Source organism: Streptomyces inhibens (assembly GCF_003389455.1).
Taxonomy (GTDB): Bacteria; Actinomycetota; Actinomycetes; order Streptomycetales; family Streptomycetaceae; genus Streptomyces; species Streptomyces inhibens.
The window spans coordinates 1-18,521 of sequence record NZ_QUAC01000246.1; the positions used below are offsets into that span (position 1 = coordinate 1).

18 protein-coding genes and 4 pseudogenes are annotated in these 18,521 nt (G+C 68.4%); 10 read left to right on the forward strand and 12 right to left on the reverse strand.

What is annotated here, in order from left to right; translation table 11 throughout:
- The 5 genes and pseudogenes from DY245_RS31875 to DY245_RS31895 form a co-directional block, all read left to right on the forward strand.
- A pseudogene (locus DY245_RS31875) lies at positions 1 to 220 on the forward strand (hypothetical protein); the annotation flags it as partial.
- Entirely contained in the window at positions 217 to 1,164 is a 948-nt protein-coding gene (locus DY245_RS31880; protein ID WP_128510675.1) for a glycosyltransferase family 2 protein, read from the forward strand. The pseudogene DY245_RS31875 and the gene DY245_RS31880, both read left to right, overlap by 4 nt.
- Positions 1,161 to 2,432 (forward strand): polysaccharide pyruvyl transferase family protein, encoded by a 1,272-nt coding sequence (locus DY245_RS31885; RefSeq protein ID WP_128510676.1) that lies wholly within the window; start codon positions 1,161 to 1,163, stop codon positions 2,430 to 2,432. The genes DY245_RS31880 and DY245_RS31885 overlap by 4 nt, the downstream gene beginning before the upstream one ends.
- A gap of 11 nt (positions 2,433 to 2,443) precedes the next feature.
- Positions 2,444 to 2,995, forward strand: a complete 552-nt coding sequence (gene rfbC / locus DY245_RS31890; RefSeq protein ID WP_128510711.1) for a dTDP-4-dehydrorhamnose 3,5-epimerase — start codon at positions 2,444 to 2,446, stop codon at positions 2,993 to 2,995.
- A gap of 7 nt (positions 2,996 to 3,002) precedes the next feature.
- Positions 3,003 to 4,328: a glutamate-1-semialdehyde 2,1-aminomutase gene (locus DY245_RS31895; RefSeq protein WP_128510677.1), complete on the forward strand. Its 1,326-nt coding sequence runs from the start codon at positions 3,003 to 3,005 to the stop codon at positions 4,326 to 4,328.
- A gap of 17 nt (positions 4,329 to 4,345) precedes the next feature.
- Here DY245_RS31895 and DY245_RS31900 read toward each other — a convergent pair whose 3' ends face one another.
- Positions 4,346 to 5,032 (reverse strand): phosphatase PAP2 family protein, encoded by a 687-nt coding sequence (locus DY245_RS31900; RefSeq protein WP_128510678.1) that lies wholly within the window; start codon positions 5,030 to 5,032, stop codon positions 4,346 to 4,348.
- Positions 5,033 to 5,190: 158 nt separating this feature from the next.
- Here DY245_RS31900 and DY245_RS31905 point away from each other — a divergent pair, with 158 nt between their 5' ends.
- The 3 genes from DY245_RS31905 to DY245_RS31915 all read left to right on the forward strand — a co-directional run bounded on the left by DY245_RS31905 (position 5,191) and on the right by DY245_RS31915 (position 7,703).
- Positions 5,191 to 6,180: a transposase gene (locus tag DY245_RS31905; RefSeq protein ID WP_181923965.1), complete on the forward strand. Its 990-nt coding sequence runs from the start codon at positions 5,191 to 5,193 to the stop codon at positions 6,178 to 6,180.
- Between the two features lie 129 nt (positions 6,181 to 6,309).
- Complete coding sequence (locus DY245_RS31910; protein WP_128510680.1) at positions 6,310 to 6,873, forward strand: WD40 repeat domain-containing protein; 564 nt, start codon at positions 6,310 to 6,312, stop codon at positions 6,871 to 6,873.
- Positions 6,874 to 7,229: 356 nt separating this feature from the next.
- Positions 7,230 to 7,703 (forward strand): carboxymuconolactone decarboxylase family protein, encoded by a 474-nt coding sequence (locus DY245_RS31915; RefSeq protein WP_128510681.1) that lies wholly within the window; start codon positions 7,230 to 7,232, stop codon positions 7,701 to 7,703.
- 237 nt (positions 7,704 to 7,940) lie between these two features.
- Here DY245_RS31915 and DY245_RS31920 read toward each other — a convergent pair whose 3' ends face one another.
- A complete protein-coding gene (locus DY245_RS31920; RefSeq protein WP_342354233.1) occupies positions 7,941 to 8,219 on the reverse strand; it encodes a helix-turn-helix domain-containing protein in 279 nt (92 codons plus the stop codon).
- Positions 8,220 to 8,479: 260 nt separating this feature from the next.
- Positions 8,480 to 9,745, reverse strand: coding sequence for an MFS transporter (locus tag DY245_RS31925; RefSeq protein ID WP_181923966.1), 1,266 nt, complete (start codon positions 9,743 to 9,745; stop codon positions 8,480 to 8,482).
- A 104-nt stretch (positions 9,746 to 9,849) separates the two neighbouring features.
- Here DY245_RS31925 and DY245_RS31930 point away from each other — a divergent pair, with 104 nt between their 5' ends.
- Positions 9,850 to 10,302 (forward strand): winged helix-turn-helix transcriptional regulator, encoded by a 453-nt coding sequence (locus DY245_RS31930; protein WP_128510682.1) that lies wholly within the window; start codon positions 9,850 to 9,852, stop codon positions 10,300 to 10,302.
- 178 nt (positions 10,303 to 10,480) lie between these two features.
- Here the strand turns inward: DY245_RS31930 and DY245_RS47660 are convergent, their stop codons facing one another.
- The 9 genes and pseudogenes from DY245_RS47660 to DY245_RS31975 all read right to left on the reverse strand — a co-directional run.
- Positions 10,481 to 11,104 carry a Tn3 family transposase gene (locus DY245_RS47660; protein ID WP_128510683.1) on the reverse strand — a complete coding sequence of 208 codons (624 nt, stop codon included), beginning with the start codon at positions 11,102 to 11,104 and terminating at the stop codon, positions 10,481 to 10,483.
- A gap of 29 nt (positions 11,105 to 11,133) precedes the next feature.
- A complete protein-coding gene (locus DY245_RS47665; protein WP_128510684.1) occupies positions 11,134 to 11,289 on the reverse strand; it encodes a Tn3 family transposase in 156 nt (51 codons plus the stop codon).
- Positions 11,286 to 11,918 carry a Tn3 family transposase gene (locus DY245_RS47670; protein ID WP_128510685.1) on the reverse strand — a complete coding sequence of 211 codons (633 nt, stop codon included), beginning with the start codon at positions 11,916 to 11,918 and terminating at the stop codon, positions 11,286 to 11,288. The genes DY245_RS47665 and DY245_RS47670 overlap by 4 nt, the downstream gene beginning before the upstream one ends.
- 64 nt (positions 11,919 to 11,982) lie before the next feature.
- Entirely contained in the window at positions 11,983 to 12,174 is a 192-nt protein-coding gene (locus tag DY245_RS31950; protein ID WP_128510686.1) for a hypothetical protein, read from the reverse strand.
- Positions 12,175 to 13,079: 905 nt separating this feature from the next.
- A pseudogene (locus DY245_RS31955) lies at positions 13,080 to 13,766 on the reverse strand (reverse transcriptase N-terminal domain-containing protein); the annotation flags it as partial.
- A 13-nt stretch (positions 13,767 to 13,779) separates the two neighbouring features.
- The gene (locus DY245_RS31960; RefSeq protein WP_128510687.1) at positions 13,780 to 14,994 is read right to left on the reverse strand and encodes an erythromycin esterase family protein; all 1,215 of its coding nucleotides are present in this window, start codon (positions 14,992 to 14,994) and stop codon (positions 13,780 to 13,782) included.
- Positions 14,995 to 15,687: 693 nt separating this feature from the next.
- Positions 15,688 to 16,632 (reverse strand): annotated as a pseudogene (locus DY245_RS31965) (IS5 family transposase).
- Between the two features lie 58 nt (positions 16,633 to 16,690).
- On the reverse strand, positions 16,691 to 17,038 hold the full coding sequence (locus tag DY245_RS31970) for a VOC family protein (RefSeq protein WP_244943399.1): 348 nt from the start codon (positions 17,036 to 17,038) through the stop codon (positions 16,691 to 16,693).
- A gap of 146 nt (positions 17,039 to 17,184) precedes the next feature.
- Positions 17,185 to 17,589: pseudogene (locus tag DY245_RS31975) on the reverse strand (VOC family protein); the annotation flags it as partial.
- Between the two features lie 425 nt (positions 17,590 to 18,014).
- Between DY245_RS31975 and DY245_RS31980 the strand changes: the two are divergent.
- Positions 18,015 to 18,512: a GNAT family N-acetyltransferase gene (locus DY245_RS31980; protein ID WP_128510688.1), complete on the forward strand. Its 498-nt coding sequence runs from the start codon at positions 18,015 to 18,017 to the stop codon at positions 18,510 to 18,512.
- Positions 18,513 to 18,521 lie beyond the last annotated feature (9 nt).

Consider the following 18,521-nt stretch of genomic DNA (forward strand, 5'->3'; position numbering starts at 1 on the left):
CGCGCTCGGCGCGGCCCGGCGCAGCCTGCGCTGCCAGCTGTTCGCCTCCGCCTGTTACGTCGGCGGTGGGCTCGGCGGGGCGGCCGTCGCCGGCACGGTCGGCTCGGCCTGGGGCGTCGCCGCCGCGACCGTCAGCGGCTCCGCCGTGTGGTGGCTGCAGCTGCGGTCCGCCCTGCGCGAGCACCACCACAACCCCCTCCCCGAAGTGAGGACCTCATGACCGCCCAACCCAGGCTGAGCATCGGCCTGCCCGTGTACAACGGCGAGGAGTACCTCGCCGAGTCGCTCGACGCCCTGCTCGGCCAGACCTACGAGGACTTCGAGCTGGTCATCTCCGACAACGCCTCCACCGACGGCACCCAGGACATCTGCCGCAAGTACGCCGCGCAGGATTCACGCATCCGGTACCTCCGGCTGCCCCGGAACATCGGCGCCACGCCGAACCACAACCGTGTGTTCGCCGAGTGCCGCGGCGAGCTGTTCAAGTGGGCCTCGCACGACGACCTTTACGCCCGCGACCTGCTGCAGCGCTGCGTTCAGGCGCTGGACGAGCGGCCGGACGTGATCCTCGCGCACACCGACCAGGCGGTCATCGACGGCGACGGTCAGGTGAAGGTCCCGTACGAGTACACGCTCGCCACCGACTCGCCGCACCCGCCGGAGCGCTTCCGCAGCATGCTGTTCGAGCCCGGCGGTGACGACTTCTACGGGGTGATCCGGGCCGACGCGCTGCGCCGGGTGAAACCGATGGACAGCTACCACCACGCGGACCGCACGTTCGTCGCCGAGATCACCCTGCACGGGCCCTTCCATCAGGTGCCGGAGCTGCTGTACTTCCGCCGCGACCACCCCACCCGCGCCGAGCGGGCGAACCCTTCCAAGCGCTCCCGGTGCGTCAACCTGGACCCGCGCCGGGCAGGCCCGCTGCACCCGACGCCCCGGCTGCTCGCCGAGTACATCTGGGGCTTCGCCTCGGCGATCCGGCGGGCGCCGTTGTCCCCGGCCGACCGGCGCGCGTGCTACCGCCACCTGGCCGCGTGGATGACCAGCCGGGTCCGGCCGGGCGCCGGCGAGCGGGTCGAGGACCGCGCCCCGGTCGACCCGGCCCTGCTCACGGTCTCCGTCGACGCCCTCGTCGCCGGCCGTGAGGGGAGGCAGGCATGACGTCCGCGGACGAAACTCCGGTGCGCGTCGGGGTGTTCGGCCTGCTCGGCTCCGGCAACCTCGGCAACGACGGGTCGCTCGAGGCCGTCCTCGGGTACCTCCGCGCCGAGCACCCGGAGGCGGTCGTGGACGCGCTGTGCGGCGGGCCCGAGGCTGTGACGACCCGGTTCGGGATCCCCGCCACGCGGCTGCACTGGAATCGCGCGGAGTACCGGACCGCGTCACGTGCGGGCGCGATCGCGGCGAAGGGTCTGGGCAAACTCGTCGACGTCTTCCGCACCGCCGCCTGGGTGCGCCGGCACGACGTGGTGATCGTGCCGGGCATGGGCGTCCTGGAAGCCACACTGCCGCTGCGGCCGTGGGGCTTCCCGTACGCGCTGTTCCTGCTCTGCGCGAGCGGCCGGCTGCTGCGTACCCGGGTCGCGCTGGTCAGCGTCGGCGCCGCCGAGATCGGCAACCGGCCCACTCGGGCCCTGGTGCGCTGGTCGGCGCGGCTGGCCACGTACCGGTCGTACCGGGACGCCCAGTCCCGTGACGCGATGCGGGCGATGGGCGTGGACACCGCGCGCGACGAGGTCTACCCGGACCTCGCGTTCGCCCTGCCGACGCCGCGGGAATGGGGTATCCCCTGCTCGGAGCTTGTCGGAGAGCTTGGGGAAGCGCCCTCGGGCCCGCCGGGCGCGGTCTGCGTCGGCGTCATGGACTTCCACGGCGGCAACGACGACCGCGCCCGGGCCGAGGAGATATACCGGCGCTACCTCGACGGGACGATCCGGTTCGTCCGCACGCTGGTCGAGGAGGGCAGGCCGGTCCGGCTGCTCACCGGCGACGAGTGCGATGCGTCGGTGGTCGCCGCGATCCTCGACGCGGTGGACTCACCGCTGGTCACCGCTGCCGAGCCGTCCTCACTGGCCGACCTGATGAAGGAGATGGCGGCTGCCGACACCGTGGTGGCGATCCGGTACCACAACCTGATCTGCGCGCTGAAGACCGGCACGCCGGTGCTCGCCCTCAGCTATGCGGCGAAGAGCGACGCGCTCATGGACCGGATGGGGCTGGGCGCGTACTGCCACCCGGCGCGCGAGGTCGACGCCGACCGGCTGCTCGAGCAGTTCCGGGCGCTGGAGAAGCGATCGGCCGAGCTGCGGCAGACCCTCACCGAGCGGAACCTGGCCGCCGCCCGGCAACTCAAGCACCAGTTCACCGCCTTGACCGCGGCCCTGTTCCCGGCGGCCGACCACGCCCACGCCTTGCAGGAGGCTCCATGAATGCGCCCGGAATGAAAGCGACCGAAGTCCCGGCGATCGTCGGCGCGTACCTCTTCGAGCCGACGCCGTACGCCGACGAGCGCGGCTTCTTCTGCCGCACCTTCGACGCCGACGTGGTCCGCTCGGTGGGCCTCGACCCGGACACCTTCGTCCAGGACAGCGTGTCCCGCTCGGTCCGGGGCGTGCTGCGCGGCCTGCACCTGCGCTCCGGCTCGGGCGAGGCCAAGCTGGTGCGGTGCTCGTACGGGAGGATCTTCGACGTCGTCGTGGATCTGCGGACGGACTCGCCGACCTACCGCAACCGGGCCTTCTTCGAGCTGTCCGACGAGACGCAGACGACCCTGTACATCCCGGCGGGGTGCGCACACGGCTTCCAGGCGCTGACCGAATCCGCCGACACCTCGTACCGGATAGACCGCCCGCACGATCCGGCCGAGGACGTGACGATCGCCTTCGACGACCCGGAGCTCGCCATCCCCTGGCCGCTGCCGGTCACATCGATGTCCCAGCGGGACCGGGAGGCGCCGAGCCTCGCCGAGGTCCTGAAGCAGAAAGAGAGCTGAAGTCAGCGTGGAGACCGAAGAGTTCCTCCTGCCCCGGTCGCGGATCGCGAACGAGCGGCTGCACGCCATGATCCCCGGGGGCGCGCACACCTACGCCAAGGGCGACGACCAGTACCCCGAGAACCTGGCCCCGGTCATCAGCCACGGCCGCGGTGCCCACGTGTGGGACATCGACGGCAACCGCTACATCGAGTACGGGTCCGGCCTGCGGTCGGTCAGCCTCGGCCACGCCCACCCACGCGTGATCGAGGCGGTGCGGCGGGAACTCGACCGCGGCAGCAACTTCGTCCGGCCGTCCATGGTGGAGGTCGAGGCCGCGGAACGCTTCCTGGCCACGGTGCCGACCGCCGAGATGGTGAAGTTCGCGAAGAACGGCTCCGACGCCACCACCGCCGCGGTGCGCCTCGCCCGCGCCGCCACCGGGCGCCCGCGGGTGGCCATCTGCGCCGACCATCCGTTCTTCTCCGTCGACGACTGGTTCATCGGCACCACACCGATGTCCGCCGGTGTTCCGGCGGCGACCAACGAACTCACCGTGGCGTTCCCTTACGGGGACCTGGCCGCCACGGAGGAGCTGCTCACCCGGTACCAGGACGAGGTCGCCTGTCTGATCCTCGAACCTGCCAGCCACACCGAGCCACCGCCCAGGTACCTCGCCGGCCTGCGCGAGCTGGCCGACCGGCACGGCTGCGTACTGATCTTCGATGAGATGATCACCGGCTTCCGCTGGTCCGAGGCGGGCGCTCAGGGCCTGTACGGTGTCGTGCCCGACCTCTCCACGTTCGGCAAGGCGCTGGGCAACGGGTTCGCCGTCTCCGCGCTGGCCGGGCGCCGCGAGCTGATGGAGCGGGGCGGGCTGCGTCACTCCGGCGACCGGGTGTTCCTGCTGTCCACCACGCACGGTGCGGAAACGCACTCGCTGGCCGCCGCGATGGCCGTGCAAACCACCTACGTCGAGGAGGGCGTCACCGCGCGGCTGCACGCCCTCGGCGACCGGTTGGCCGCCGGTGTCCGCGACGCCGCGGCGAGCATGGGCGTCGGCGACCACGTAGTCGTCCGGGGCCGGGCCAGCAACCTGGTCTTCGCCACCCTCGACGAGAACCGGCAGCCGTCGCAGCAATACCGCACCCTGTTCCTGCGCCAACTCCTCGCGGGTGGGGTGCTGGCCCCGTCGTTCGTGGTGAGCAGCGCGCTCGACGACGCCGACATCGACCACACCGTCGACGTGGTGGCCCAGGCATGTGCGGTATACCGGAAGGCACTGGACACCGCTGACCCCACCCCCTGGCTGGCCGGACGGCCGGTGAAGCCCGTTTTCCGCCGCTTGGCGTGACGTGACGTGACGTGACGTCAGCGACGCTGCCGCTGACCGGCGTCGGCCGTCCGATCGACCAGCCAGTCGGCCATCCGGTCGACCAGCCACGCGGTCGCCGGTATCACCGCCAGCGCGGTGCACCAGCCGCCGAGGACGTCGGTCGGATAGTGCGCGCCCAGGCCGACCTGCGCCCAGCCCATGGCGGCGCCGCCAACCAGCGCCGCGGCGAGCACGAGCAACGTGCCGGCCGTCCTGCCGAGGCCGAACCGGCCGGTCGCGAGCAGCGCCACCATGAGGGCGAGCGCGGTGAGGAAGGCGGTGTGCCCGCTCGGGTAGGACAGGTTGCCGTCGCCGTGGATGGTGCGTCCTGCCAGGTGCTTGAGCAGCGTCGCCGTCCCCACGGTCATGCCGGCACCGGCAACGACGAGCACTGCCGCGCGAGGACGCCGAAGCAGCAGGCAGCCCGTCACGGCGGCCACGACCAGCGTCGCCGCTCCCACGGGCTCCCCCAAGAAGTCCATGGCCAGAGCGACGTACCGCCACGGCGGCCGCAGACTGTCCGCCGTCGGCTGGATGATCCACCTGTCCACCACGCCGGGCTCGCTGTGGCCGGCGTACAGGACCCCGAGCGCGACGACCACCAGCGCGGCGAGGGCCGTGATCAGCCCGAGCCACGGGCGCAGCGACGGGGGCAGCACCGCGGGCCCCGGTCGGCCGGTCACACGCCCACCGCGCCCGGTCGACCTGCGGTAGCTTGCCATGAAGGGCAGATGGTGTTCCGGATCTTGACTTCTTGAGGCAGGGTTAGGCTGCGGCCCTTCATCCGACCGGTGGGCAGCCATGAATCAGCGCCTTCCTGTTTCCCCTGCGGCAGGCACTCTTGAAGACTGCCCAGCCGGCTTTCGGTGACCTTCTTGTCTGCCATGCGCAGCAGTGGTTTGTGTGCCAGTTCCCGTGGGACCACGAGCCGGTCAACGACCGGCGGATCGACCTGCTGATGCCCGCGCCGGCGACCGCGCCCCACGACGGCGGGGCGTTGTTTCCGGACGGCTCCGGTGACCGTAAGTCCGGGCACGCCACGGCCTATGTGTCCCGTCCGTACCTCGGCTCCCGCGGGCCGGTCGGAAACGGCATTGTCGCGGCCACCACCGCCCGGGCCGATGAGCGCGTGCACTACCCGCCACACACCGTGCACTACCCGCCGCACACCGTGCCCTACCAGCCGGCTCCGACCCTGCCCCAAGGTCCTACCAATCCGGCGTTTCGCACCAAGGGCCAACTGGCTGCCCACCTGGTGGCCCGGGCCCGCGCCGCGCGCATCGCGTTTCGGGCTCTGGTCGCCGACTGCCTCTACGGCCCCAGCAAAAGCCCGCACTTCATCGCCGAACTCGACCGCGCCGCGACCCCCTACGTGGTGGCGGACGAGCCGAACACCCCGCTCATGACCAAGACGGGGGAAAGCCCGCACACCGTCGCAGACCATCCGGCAGATGCGATGCACCTCCCCCTCCCGTCGGGGCCGTTGACGCCATGCCACCCGCCGCTACCGCGATGCCGTGCCCCCGACAACTGCCCGCTGCCGCCCGCCGACATGGCCGGGATCGTCAGATGTACGGGCTGCGCGGCTGGACCGAGCAAGATCGCAAACACGTCGAGCGCGAACTGGCCTGGGCCGACTCGACTTCCAGGTCCGCTCCGGCCAAGCGATCCAACGCCACTGGACGCTGGTCGACGTAGCCTTCGGCTTCTTCTGGCGCCAACTCCCCACCAACGAGCCCCCGTCGTGTCGGACTTGGCCCGCGCGGGCGCCGTCAGCATGTCCATCACCCTGGCCAAGGGCATCGGAATCAGTCTCCACTTGCCACCCTAACCAACATCCGGTCGCGGCAAACCGCCGTCGGACAGTCCGCGTGTCAACACTCCGCGAATTTTGGTTCTGGATCGCCTTTCCGTGCCCGAAAGCGGGCCGCTGCACCCCCTCACCTCAGACGAGGAGGGCATGGCCGCTACCGTGTTCGGGCATATCGCCTCCCATTACGACCAGGTCCACCTCACCTCCCACGCCTCGCGGCCCACTGCCCTCGGCTCCTGCACCCAGTCGTCCCTGGCAGCCGTCGGCGACGCCAGCGGGGCGGTACACCTCTGGTCTCTGACCGAGTACCGCCCAATGCCGAAATCCCGCCGCCTCCATACGGTCCCGGTTACGGCCGTCGCCTGCCTGCGACTAGCCGAAGAAGATCTCACCTTCGTCATCAGCGCCGCTTTCGACGGATCGATCCGCATGTGGGAAACCTCCCAAGACCCGATGGAATCACCCGTCGACCAACGGCCGGCCCTCGTTACGGCCCTCGCCGCCGCCGACACCCCCGCCGGCCCGCTGCTCGCCGCCGCATGGAACGATGCCGAGATCCACGTCTGGCACCTCACGAGCGGGAACGTCCGGACTCTGCCGATGCTCTACCGCTGCAGTGCCCTGACGCTCTCCTCTGCCGGACAGCTGACCGTCGGCGGCCCAGACGGCGTCCACGCAACGCGACTTGACCTCGAACGCCTCTGGGACTGATCACAACCCCTCAAATCACCGAGAGGCAGTTTCGTCCCCGGATTTCTGTTTGGCTGCGGAGCGATGCCGTGGATGGTTGTGGGGTGTTGGTCCACGTAGAGGCAGTACACCAGGTTCCATCGGGGCCCATGAGGGCCCGCGTTCACTCGGCGGCGGGCACTGCTGTGGTGCTCTGGCGGGGCGCCCGGAGGAGGTGGGCCGCGAGCACCATGACGAGTGGACCCTCGGTGAGGGCTTCGTCTGAGAAGGCAACACTCGGGCGACGGTGACGCCCGTCACAGGACGTCCATGTCACAACTCGCCGAGCTGCCCCGTCAAAGGTGTGTAACCGCCAGACAACGGCAATGGAGCGCATCATGGAAGCACGTCTGAACCCCTTCACCAACCCGGTCCTGGGCAAGGTCTTCAAGCACATCATCGCCGCAGGCAAGGTGCTTGAGGGCTCGACCTTGCCGGCCTCGACGCAGGAACTGGTGAAGCTCCGCGCCAGCCAGATCAATGGCTGCGGCTTCTGCACAGACATGCACTTCAAGGACGCCGTGCACGCCGGAGAGTCCGCGGAGCGCCTCAACTTGGTCGCGGCTTGGCGGGAGGCCACGGTGTTCACCGAGGCCGAGCGCGCGGCGCTGGAGCTGGCGGAGGAGGCCACTCGCATCGCTGATGCGGCCGGCGGCGTCCCGGACGAGGTCTGGGCGAACGCCGCCAAGCACTACGACGAGGACCAGCTCGCCGCCCTGGTGGGTGTCATCACCGTCATCAACGCCTTCAACCGCGGGAACGTCATGCTCCAGATGCCCGCCGGCGACTACCAGCCCGGCCAGTTCGGATAACCAGGAGTGCCGTCTGAGGCGACCGGGTCTGCCCCGGACCCGGTCGGCAGCCGGCAGGCGGCTGCGCCCCAGCCGCGCAGAACAACTGCCGCGGTTTCGGTACCTTCACCCCGCCCGCAGAGCCGTTCGCGAGCGCCGCCGACAGCCGGTCCAGGCCGTCCGTCATCCGCCGCTTCAGGCCGGCGACGAACGCGGGGTGCCGGTGAGAACCGTGTCACCAGCCGCAAACGGCGGTGTTCAGTCCTCTGACCTGGAGAGCCGGGGCAGTTCTGCCGTGTTGGTCGCCTCAGTGAGCGCGAGGCGGCCACCCTTGAGTTCGGGCACGTACTTGTAGATGGTGTTGCGGGAGACGCCGAGGAGCTTCGCGATGGAGGCGACGGTGTTCTCCGGGCGGGCGAGTAGGTCGCGGACGTGGCGGATCTGCTCAGTCATGGCCGGCGGGCGGCCGAGCCGGGCGCCGCGGGCCCGCGCGGCGGCCAGGCCCTCGTTGGTGCCCTGGATGATGAGTTCACGGATGAACTCCGCGAGCGCGGAACCTCAGTCGGTGGCCTTGTGACCTCTCGCTGTGAAGGTTGAGCGTTCCTCATCGAAGGCTGGTGACGGCAGTTCTTCTCACCGATGGTTAAGCGCGCAGGTCAGAGCGTTGTGTCGAACGCCGTGGCGAGGCGGCCGCTACGGCTCCAGCACCATGCGCCGGCCGTGTCGCCACTTTCTGAAGGGGCCGCACACTCCTCTGACCTGCGGCGCGCCCGTCACTCAACGTTCGGCGAGAACGCTCAGGCTTCGCTGCGAGAGGTCACCTTGGCGGCGGGGTCCGGCGTGCTGTGTCGAGTGAACGCCCACAGCACGAGCCCGAGGCAGCTGAACGCGGCACCCAGTGCGCATACGGCGCCCCAGCCGGCCACCGTGTAGAGGGAGGTCGCGGCGATGGCGCCGGTGGCGCTGCCGATCGAGTAGAAGACCATGTATCCGCCGATCAGCCGGCTGCCCGCGTCCGGGTGCAGCGCGTAGATCAGGGTCTGGTTGGTGACATGGACCGCCTGCACGGCGAGGTCGAGAAGGATCACCCCGACGACCAGGGCCCAGAGCGAGCTGCGGGTGAAGGCCAAGGGCAGCCACGAGGCGGCGAGCAGTGCCAGGGCGATGCCGGTGGTCCGCCGGGAGAGTCCGCGGTCGTTCAGGCGGCCCGCCACGGTCGCGGCCAGGGCGCCGGCGACACCGATCAGCCCCAGTGCCCCGATCGCGCTGTGGGGCAGGAAGTACGGGGCCTGACTGAGCGGCAGCGCGACGCTGCTCCACAGGGTGCTGAAGGCGGCGAAGATCAGCAGACCGAACAGGGCCCGGAGCCGCAGCAGTCGTTCCCGTGCGAACAGGGTGATCGTGGAGCGCAGGAGCTGTCCGTAGCGCAGGGTTGTCGGCGGAGCGTCACTGTGGCGCGGCAGCACTCGGTACAGGACCAGGGCGAGCAGAGCGGTGAGCGAGGCCGAGGCGAGGTAGACGGAGCGCCAGCCCGCGAGATCGGCCATGAGGCCGGATGCGGTGCGGGCGAGCAGGATTCCGATGACCACGCCGCTGGTGACCAGACCAACCACCCGTCCGCGCCCGGCGGGAGGGGCCAGTGATGCCGCGAAGGCCACCAGCGTCTGCGTGACGACCGCGAGAAGCCCCGTCGCGGCCATGCCCGCGAGCAGGATCGCCGCCGTGTGGGCGGCGGCTACCACGGCCAGCGCCACCACCAGGAGCAGCAACTGGGCCACGATCAGCCGTCTGCGGTCGGCCACGTCGCCCAGCGGCACGAGGAAGAAGAGTCCCAGCCCGTATCCGACGTGCGTGAGGGTGACCACGCTGCCGATGAGTGCCGGGCTCATGGCGAGGTCGTGGCCCATGGTCACCAGGAGCGGCTGGGAGAAGTAGACGTTGGCCACCGCGGCCCCGCAGGCGACGGCGAACAGTATGACGACGCCACGGGACAGGACGAACGCGGAACCTTCCCCGCCTCGGGCCTCGGTCCGTCGTGTCACAGCCTCACCGTTGCCGGGCATCAGCACTCCTCCGCATATCTGGTTTCATCTTGCTACCAATGGCGACGCGGCGACGGTAACCTTTTTGGTAGCATGTTGCAACCGTCGTGAGAGTGAGGGACGCCATGGTGACCAGGACGCGCTTCGACGACAGTGAATGTCCCGTCGCCCGGTCGGTGGACGCGATCGGCGACTGGTGGTCCCTGCTGATCGTGCGGGACGCCTTCGACGGAAGCCGGCGTTTCGGGGAGTTCCAGCGCAGCCTCGGCGTGGCGAAGAACATCCTCACCGCGCGTCTGCGCACCTTGGTCGCCGGCGGTGTCCTCGAATCCGTCCCCGCCTCGGATGGCAGCGCCTACCGCGAGTACGTACTGACTCCGAAGGGCAAGGCGCTCTTCCCCGTCATCGTGGCACTGCGGCAGTGGGGCGAACAGAACTTCTTCGCCCCCGGCGAACCACACTCACAGTTGGTCGACCGCCAACAGGGACATCGCCTCCGCGCACTGGAAGTGCTGTCTGCGGACGGGCGACGGCTGAACCCCGACGACACCACCGTCCACAAGATCTCCACCCAGTGAACTGAGCCGGAGACCCGGCGCCGACACGCCGCTCTGCCGATGATTCCGAGGCCGGGTGGGATGAACGGCGCGAAGGGTTGCGGCGCGTGCTGCGGAAAGCGTCCGGGGCCACCGGCCACCGGCCACCGGCCAGTCGCCTCGCTCATTGCCCTGTGCTGGCCGGGGTTCGGGCCGGTGCTTACCGCTCGGAAGGGCTGACGGCCCACACGTCCTCAGCCGGTGCCCGATCGCCTGCGGTGCGGGGGCCGGGCACCGTTGCCACTGCGAGATCGAGGCGGGCGGCCATGTCGAGGTTCACCTCGCCGTACGGCCGTACATGGGACCAGAACAGCGGGGTCAGGCCGCGCAGGTCGGCGGGGGTGAGCAGGTCGGCCCACTCCGGCTCGTCCAGGATGTCTTGGAGCATCAGGGTGTTCACGTAGACCAGGGCCGACTGCAAGATTCTGAGGCAGAGTACGAACATCTCCTGCTCGTCGCGCCGGTTCGAGGCGATCTCCCCGCCCTTGCCGTAGGCGATCACGGAGTTCGCGCCGTTGGAGGACTCCATCACGTTCTGGCCCTCCTCGATCTCCCGCTGGAGGTCCCGCAGCCGCAGGTAGCGGGCCATGAAGGTGGTCTTCTGCGCGCGGCCGACCTCCAGCGTCGCCGCGTAGGTGGGGTGGGAGGCGTTGCGGGTCAAGCGCCGCAGGATCGCCTCGGTGGACGCGGTGCGCGCGCGGATCGCGATCGCATACTTGATCATCTGGTCGTACTGCTGAGTGATGAGCTCCCAGCGGATCGGCCGGGTCAGCGCCGGAGTCAGTAAGCGTCCGGTTCGCCGACCACCGGCCGTTACAGCTTGACCTTGTTGATCCGCTTAATCCTGGGCAGCAGGTCGAAGTTCAGCAGTCTCGTGATGCCGAACCCGATTTCCGACTGGCCTTGCGAGTCGGTGTAGTTGGCTTCCACGACCATGGTGGTGCCGTGCCGCATGGCGCCTTCGATCATCGCGGCCCCTCGGACACGGTGCAGTTGATCAGCTGGGAGTGGATGGCCAGGGACTTCTTCTCCACATGCCAGTAGATGAGCACTCCTCGGCCTCCGTAGCGCGAGTGCCACTCGGTGAACAGGTTCTGATCGTAGGCGCGGACATGGGTGGAGTCGGAGGCGACTGCGGTCGAGCCGTGGCCCCACCACTCGGTGCTGCGGGCGGTGAAGGCGGCGTTCGCGATCTGGACGGCGATGGCGCGAGCGGCCTCGGCGGACAGATACCGCCGCCGTACGTACCGCAGCTCGTCCTCGGTGTGCCCATGGTCCCTGGACGCCACCGCCTTGATCCCGGAATTCGTGCCGTAGGCGTAGATGACCAGCAGCAGGCGTTCGGCCAGCACCTCCGCCGACAGGCTGCCGCCGGAGACGGAGGTGACCGCGTTAAGGGAGCCGGTCCGCAGCACCGCTTCCTTCAGCATGTCGATCAGGGGCACGATGCCCCACCGCCTCTGTACCTCGCCCTTGATCCTGCGCAGGTTGCGCGGCTCAGGCTGGAGCCGGATCGCCCCGGACTTCCGCTCGGCGATGTCCAGCCAGGACAGCTTGGGCATCTTGTCGTTGAGCAGGGTCAGTTTGGCTTCGGTCACTTTCAGCAGCAGCGTTTGGCCATGAGATTCAGCAGCAGTTGGCGACCGCGGATCTCGCGAATGTTCACGAGAAATGACGTCGGTCCGTTCGCACCTCGCTCAACGCGCCACGGACGGGCTCAGAGCAGCAGTGTGCACCCTTGTTGGCCTTGACGTTGGCCTTGACGTTGACCTTGACCTGTTGAAATGCCTCCCACACCATCGACTTGGGGATGTCAAACGACTTGACCTTGACCTGCGGCCTTGAACCGTTCATCTGGCTCCTCCCGGGAACTCCGGTTGACCACCAAACAAGATCGGGACAACCCGCCCCCTTTGCTCCAGCCCCATTACAGGGACTTCAGCGCTACTACGAGGCGGTCCGTCCCCCTGCCACGCATCGGTACTCCGCCCCTCACAGTTTCAGCTGCTTGGGGTTCTCCCTTATCGCCAAAAGGATCGCCCGCAGGTCCGTTCACGTTGGCGGCAAACCGCCTCGATGTCCAGTCCAACTTGCCCTCCGGTTCCGAAGTTGAGTCGGAGTCTCTTTCACAGAATCACCTGGTTCACGTCAACTCCCTTGCGGGCCGGGTACCAAGTCCCGTATCCGGCCAGTTATGCGGGAGACCACTGGAAGCCGTGGCAACTCTCCCGGTTTCCTGCTGCCTTTCGGCCGCCGGCGTTCGCTTTTTGAACCATCCTGTCCCACTGGGGATATCCGCCTCCCTCTCGGTTGGCCTACCAAGAACGGCGTATGCCGACTTGGACCCCAGCCGGGGTTTCCGTGTTCCGCACGTGTGAGATACGACCGGGGTGGGTGCCCTTTATATCCTGGGGGCGGTGGTGTCCTTCCGGGCGAACGGGAGTGGCCCGCCCGGCACCTGCCGTTTCGCAACGGCCAGCCCTACTGCCCTGCTGACACAACCCATCGCAGAGGTCCTCAGTCTCGAGACATCAACCAAGGGTTCAGTCACCTTCACCCGCCCGGCCTTCCCCTCGCCCGTAACTCCCGGATGGAACGGGAGCCCTCCGGCTTTCCCCCGAGCTCCGCACCCTGCCGTTACCAGCAACGCACGTCGGGGTGGGGACTGATCACATGGACACTGATCAGGACCTACACCATCGACATCGTCGAACCTCCAAAGGTGCAATCACTCACAACGTGCGACCTCACGTCGCACCACCGCCTTGAGGAGTGCCCTCCTCTGTAGGCGCAAGTCGGCCGCGGTCGATCACGCCAGCCTTCAACCATCCCGAGATCAGGTCCCTGGCGGGGAACTGGCCGAGCATGGTCATGAGGTGGTCGTGGTCGATGCGGTCGAATGCCGCCGATAGGTCCGCGTCCAGGACCCACAGACGTTTCGGGTTCTTGCCCTTCGCCGTCCGGAAGATCGCGGATATCGCGTCCTGGCAGCTGCGGCCGGGCCTAAAGCCATATGACCTCGGCTCGAACCGCGCTTCCTGCTCGGGCTCCAGCGCGTTCTTCACGCGGGCCTGGAGGACCCGGTCACGGATGACCGGGATGCCGAGCGGTCGCTGTTTCCCGTTGCTCTAGCGGATGAACACTCGTTTGACCGGCCTGGCCTTCCAGTGCTTCGACGACCGGTGGATCCCGGCCGCCAGCTCGCCCCTCGCCTTAGGGGTGAGGGCTCGCTCCCCGTCGATGCCAGCGGTCTTGCGACCACTGCTCTGCTGCGTTATCCGTTTCACGCTGACCAGCGTGTTGCTTCGGCTCCGCAGCATGAGCTTCTGCAAGTTGCGGACCTTCTTCCAGTCCTCTTCCTGCGTCGCCTTGAAGATCCTCTGCCTCAGCCGCCGTACGTTCTCTTCGCGAGTGGCCCAGTCGATCGACCTCGGTGTCGGGTCGATAGTGGGGTGCTGCTCACGGCAACCATCGCACTGGGGTCACCCGGCGGATGTGGATGAGCACGTCGAATGCATCGGCAAGGGAAGCAACGGCGAGGTGCTCGTCGGCGTCGCGGGACGGGTCGTAGACGCCGCTGATAACGCGGGCCTTCGCCGGTCCGTCCCAACGGCGACGCACCGCGTCGCGACGCAGGTCCAGCCAGTGGGCGGGCAGATCCGTCTCGCCGAGCCTCGCGTCGATCAGATCTCCGGCCGGCTCCGGGACCACGGCGACACCGAGGTCTCCGTGATGGAATCCGATCGCCACGGAGACGTACTGCGCGCCGTACCACTTGCGCAGCAGGCTGCCTTCGCTGGGCTGCGGACCACGCTCGGGAGCCAGCGGGCTGGTCACCGCGGTCGCCGAAGTGTGACCGATCCCATCCCAGTAGACTATCCGCAGACCGGTCCGACGCTGGTAGTCGCCGATGGCACCAGCCCATACGGCGACATCGTCCGTGGACAAGCCTCGCCCGGCGACGCTGCGTTCGTGGAAGTCGACGATCATACGCATCCGCGCCAGGATGCCGTCGGCGTGGTCGGCGTCGAGCAACGGCCGGATCAGCGCGAGCGCTTCGCGGGCATGGTCGGCGAACGGGCGCCCCGGGTGGATTCCCCGGGCGCGCTGCACGTGCTCATCGGTGTGGTGAGCTGTCCGGATCGGTGCCAGGTGGGACGCCACCTCCGCCAGCCGTTCCGGGGCCGACCCACGTACGTGATCCAGGACGGCGTCGTAGTCCTCGGGCTGCGCCTGCACGGGTTTCACACCGAAGATCCGGATGGGGTCGTTCGGGTGCTCCCGGTTGAACGCCCGGATCCACTCCAATGTCGCGGCCATCTCGACGGTGCGCCAGGGGCGCCAGGCGCCGTCGAGGGCGGATGCGGCATCACCCTCGCCTGCGTGCACGTACCTGTCGAGGTCAGCGGCGACGCCGGCGCTGTCCTGTATGGCCAGCGCCCGGAACCCGTGGCGCTGGACCAGCCTGCGGAAGAGTTGGTCCCGTACCCCGAAGGTTTCCCGGGAGAATCGGGTGGACTCCCCGATGCCGACGATCGTTGTCGCAGCGGCGATCTTCTCGGCAAGCTCATCGAGCGTGGCGTCGGACAGCAGGCCGATGTCGGCTTGCTGCGGAGCGGACGATCCGGTGTGTGAAGGAAAGGAGCCATGGGGAGCGGCGGTGTTGTTTGTCATGCCTCCCAGGCTCCTACCTAAAGTTCGGTTGAGGTCAAGGAGGTTGGTGTGGCCGAGCCTCCAGGTTGGCCCGCGGGGTGTCGGGCGTCACGCCTGCCTGGAGCCAACCACGACGCTCAGGCGGGCCAACTCAGCCGCGAAGGGCCAGCTCAAGCGGTCAGTCACAGACGTGCCGGCGCTGGATCCCGCGCTGCCAGGAGAACCAGCGCATCGGATGAGTGCCCATCAAGGGCTTGAGCATCAGCTCCCGCACCGAACATGAGACGCTCTCCCCGCTGGACTTCCAGGACGCCGCTCATCGACCAGGCCAGCCCTCACCGAGCTCCACCCCCGCCCGGCTCCTGTTAACCGGCTCAGGGCGAAGCAAGTCTTCCCAGAAGTCCTGGTGTGACGACAACGGCACGGCCGGACTCAGGTCGGCCGGGGGAGCTGCCCCGCAATGACCTTCGCTCTGTTCCACGCCTTCAGGAGCGCAGCCACCTCTGTCTCCAGAGCCCAGTCTTCGGAACTGATGCCAACGAGGTTGACAATTGACCGCTTGGTGCCAAAAATCTTGGCGATTCGGTTCCAACTAGCGTGTCACACGCGGCGAGGAAGCCCAGGTCACTGCAGCCGACTGGTTCCAACTGCCGTGTCACGTCGTCACAGCCGCCCAGGGGTGTCGGGTGTGGCTTTGAGGACCTGCCCGGTCGATCAAGTTCGTAGCCAGATGGCGAGAGCCGCTGCAGTGGCGGTGCCGAGAACGACGTAGCCGCGCTTGTCGTAGCGCGTGGCGACCGCGTGGGACTGCTTCAGGCGGTTGATCGCCCGTTCGACGGTGTTGCGTTTCTTGTAGCGGTCCTCGTCGAAACCGGGTGGCCGTCCGCCGCGTGAGCCTCTGGGCAGGCGGGCGGCCTGGCTGTCGGTCTTCTCAGGGATGGTGTGGTGAATGCCCCGCCGTCGAAGGTACTCGCGGAGGGGGCCGTTGCTGTAAGCCTTGTCGGCCGCGACGCTGTCGGGTTTCTTGCGGGGCCGGCCCAGCCCGAGCCGGGGGCCCCGGACCTTCTCCAGCACCGGCACGAACTGGGTGCAGTCTGCCCGCTGACCCGGCGTGACGATCAGGGACAGCGGGCGGCAGCGTCCGTCGGCGCTCAGGTGGATCTTGCTGCTGAAGCCGCCGCGCGAGCGGCCCAGGCCCTCACCTCGCTCACCACCTCCACCAGCCGGCCGGCCAGGCTCTGCCACGGTGTCTCATCCTGGTGTTCTGCCGCCTCGTCCCCCTGTGGCGCGGCGGGCGCGGACGGCGGGTCGGTACGTGCACCGGCCGCGTGCTGATGCGCCCGCACGATAGTGGAGTCCACTGAGACGTCCTCGTCGATCTCACCCGCCGCGTCGGCCACGGCCTGAACCTGCTGCAGCAGCCGTTCCCAGGTGCCGTCGGCCGACCCAGAGCCGATGGCGCTCGTAGACCGTCTTCCACGGCCCGAACCGCTTCGGCAGATCGCGCCACGGTACTCCGGTCCGCACCCGGTGCAGAATCCCGTCGATCACCTGCCTGTGATCACGTCACCGCCCACACCGCCCGTTGCTCACCGGCAGGAACGGCCGCAGCCGTTCCCGCTCCGTATCCGACAGATTGCCGCGTTCGTCCCGCCGCACGCTCAGGACAACGGTCCGACCAGGCGACAGTCACATGACCGATCGGACAACTCTTGGCTCAGGGGCCGACGTATTCGTACACACCCCCGTGAGGGTGCCGCAGCACCGCTCGGTGACCGTTGGGGGTGGGTTGCGCCGGCATCAGCACGGTGGCACCGGCTGCAACCCCTTCCTCGACGGCAGCGGCCAGATCTGCGACCGCCAGAGTGGCACTCACTCCGGCGACCCTCTGCACTGCCTCGTCCGGACCGCAGAACAGAAGGAAGGGCCCGACACTCGCCAGATGCACACCGGCGAAGTTGAAGCGGTCGGCCGTCTGGCCGGTCAGCCGCTCGTAGAAAGGGATGGCCGCTTCCAGGTCGTCAACGCGCTGTCGTGCAATCACCGAGTCGATCTTCATCGGCATGCTGGAGCACCTCGTCAGGGTTAGGGGCTGTGTTCAACACTGTCGCGTTTATCGCAATCATCGTTTCGATCCCGGGGTGGCTGGCGCCGGACGACGCCAGCCACCCCGGGCCTACGAACGCTCAGCCATCGCCACGGCTTTGCCANATCGCCACGGCTTTGCCAGGCTGCGCGCTGGCGCAGCGAGATCCGGTTGCCGTCCGGATCCACTGCCTCGATGCGGACCCCGAACCCGTAGTCCTCCGGTTCGGGCTGGTCGAAGGTCACGCCGCGGTCGCGGAGCACCTTGAAGTCTGCCCGCAGGTCGTCCGATTCGAGGAAGAGCGGACCGGGGGTGACGCCCGGCTGCCGCTCGGCCGGCTGGTCCGAGGCGGCGGCGTGAGGCCAGAGCATGATCTCGATCGGACTGCCGGGGACGCCTACGGTGAGGAAGCGTCCGTCGGGGCCCGGGTAGTCGACGCGCTTCTCCAGGCCGAGCTGTTCCGTGTAGAACCTCAGCGCGCGGTCCTGGTCGGTGATATAGAGCGTCACGTACATGATGTTTGTCAGCATCGTGTTGTCCTTCCCTCTGTCGGTCTGCGTTACTTCACTGACGGGCCCCGACGGGAGAACGTGACGGATGGACGGAGAAATCTTTCCGAACGACGGCTTCGAGGATTACCGGGCCCACCTCGCAGGCGGTCGCGAACCGGCTGCTGGGGTCGCAGACCAAGGCCGATGACGCCATCCAGCAGACCTGACTGCGCTCCACCGCCCTGGTCACCTGGCTTCGCACATGATCGGCCGGACAGCTCCTAGTTTCTAGAGCCTGTCTGTTGGATCACTTGGTCCAGAGGAAGATTGCTGCGATGTACAGCGCGGGCGATGTACAGGGCGGCTTGGTAGATGCGGACGGTCTTGTCGAAGCCCGGTGGCTGCCGCCGGGGCGCCTGCTCCGCCTGGATATCCCGCGCCGACCGGCTGTAGCGTCGGACCTTATGAGTTGGCTGCCTGACGACTTCGTCCACCCCGTCCACGTGCCCGTGCCCGACACCGCGGTTCACCTGCGGCCGATCCGGGAGGCGGACACCGCGCTCGACTACCCCGCCGTGATGGGCTCCCGAGAGCGCTTGTGGGAGATCTTCGGCCCGGCCTGGGCTTGGCCCAAGGAGACGATGACCTATGAAGAGGACCGCATCGACTTGCTGCGGCACGAGAAGGAGATAGCCGCGCACCAGTCGTTCAACTACGCGCTGCTGGACGAGGAGGAGACGGCGATCCTCGGCTGCGTCTACATCGACCCGCCCGAGCGCACCGGCTCCGACGGAGAGGTCTCCTGGTGGGTGGTGGACGACCTCGCCGGCGGCGAGGTGGAGCGCGCGCTCGAAGCGCTGGTGCCGCAGTGGATCGCCGCCGACTGGCCCTTCCAGCAGCCCCGTTATCTGGGCCGCGACATTACCTGGCAGGACTGGCTCGCGCTGCCGCGCGCCTCGTGACACGTCCGA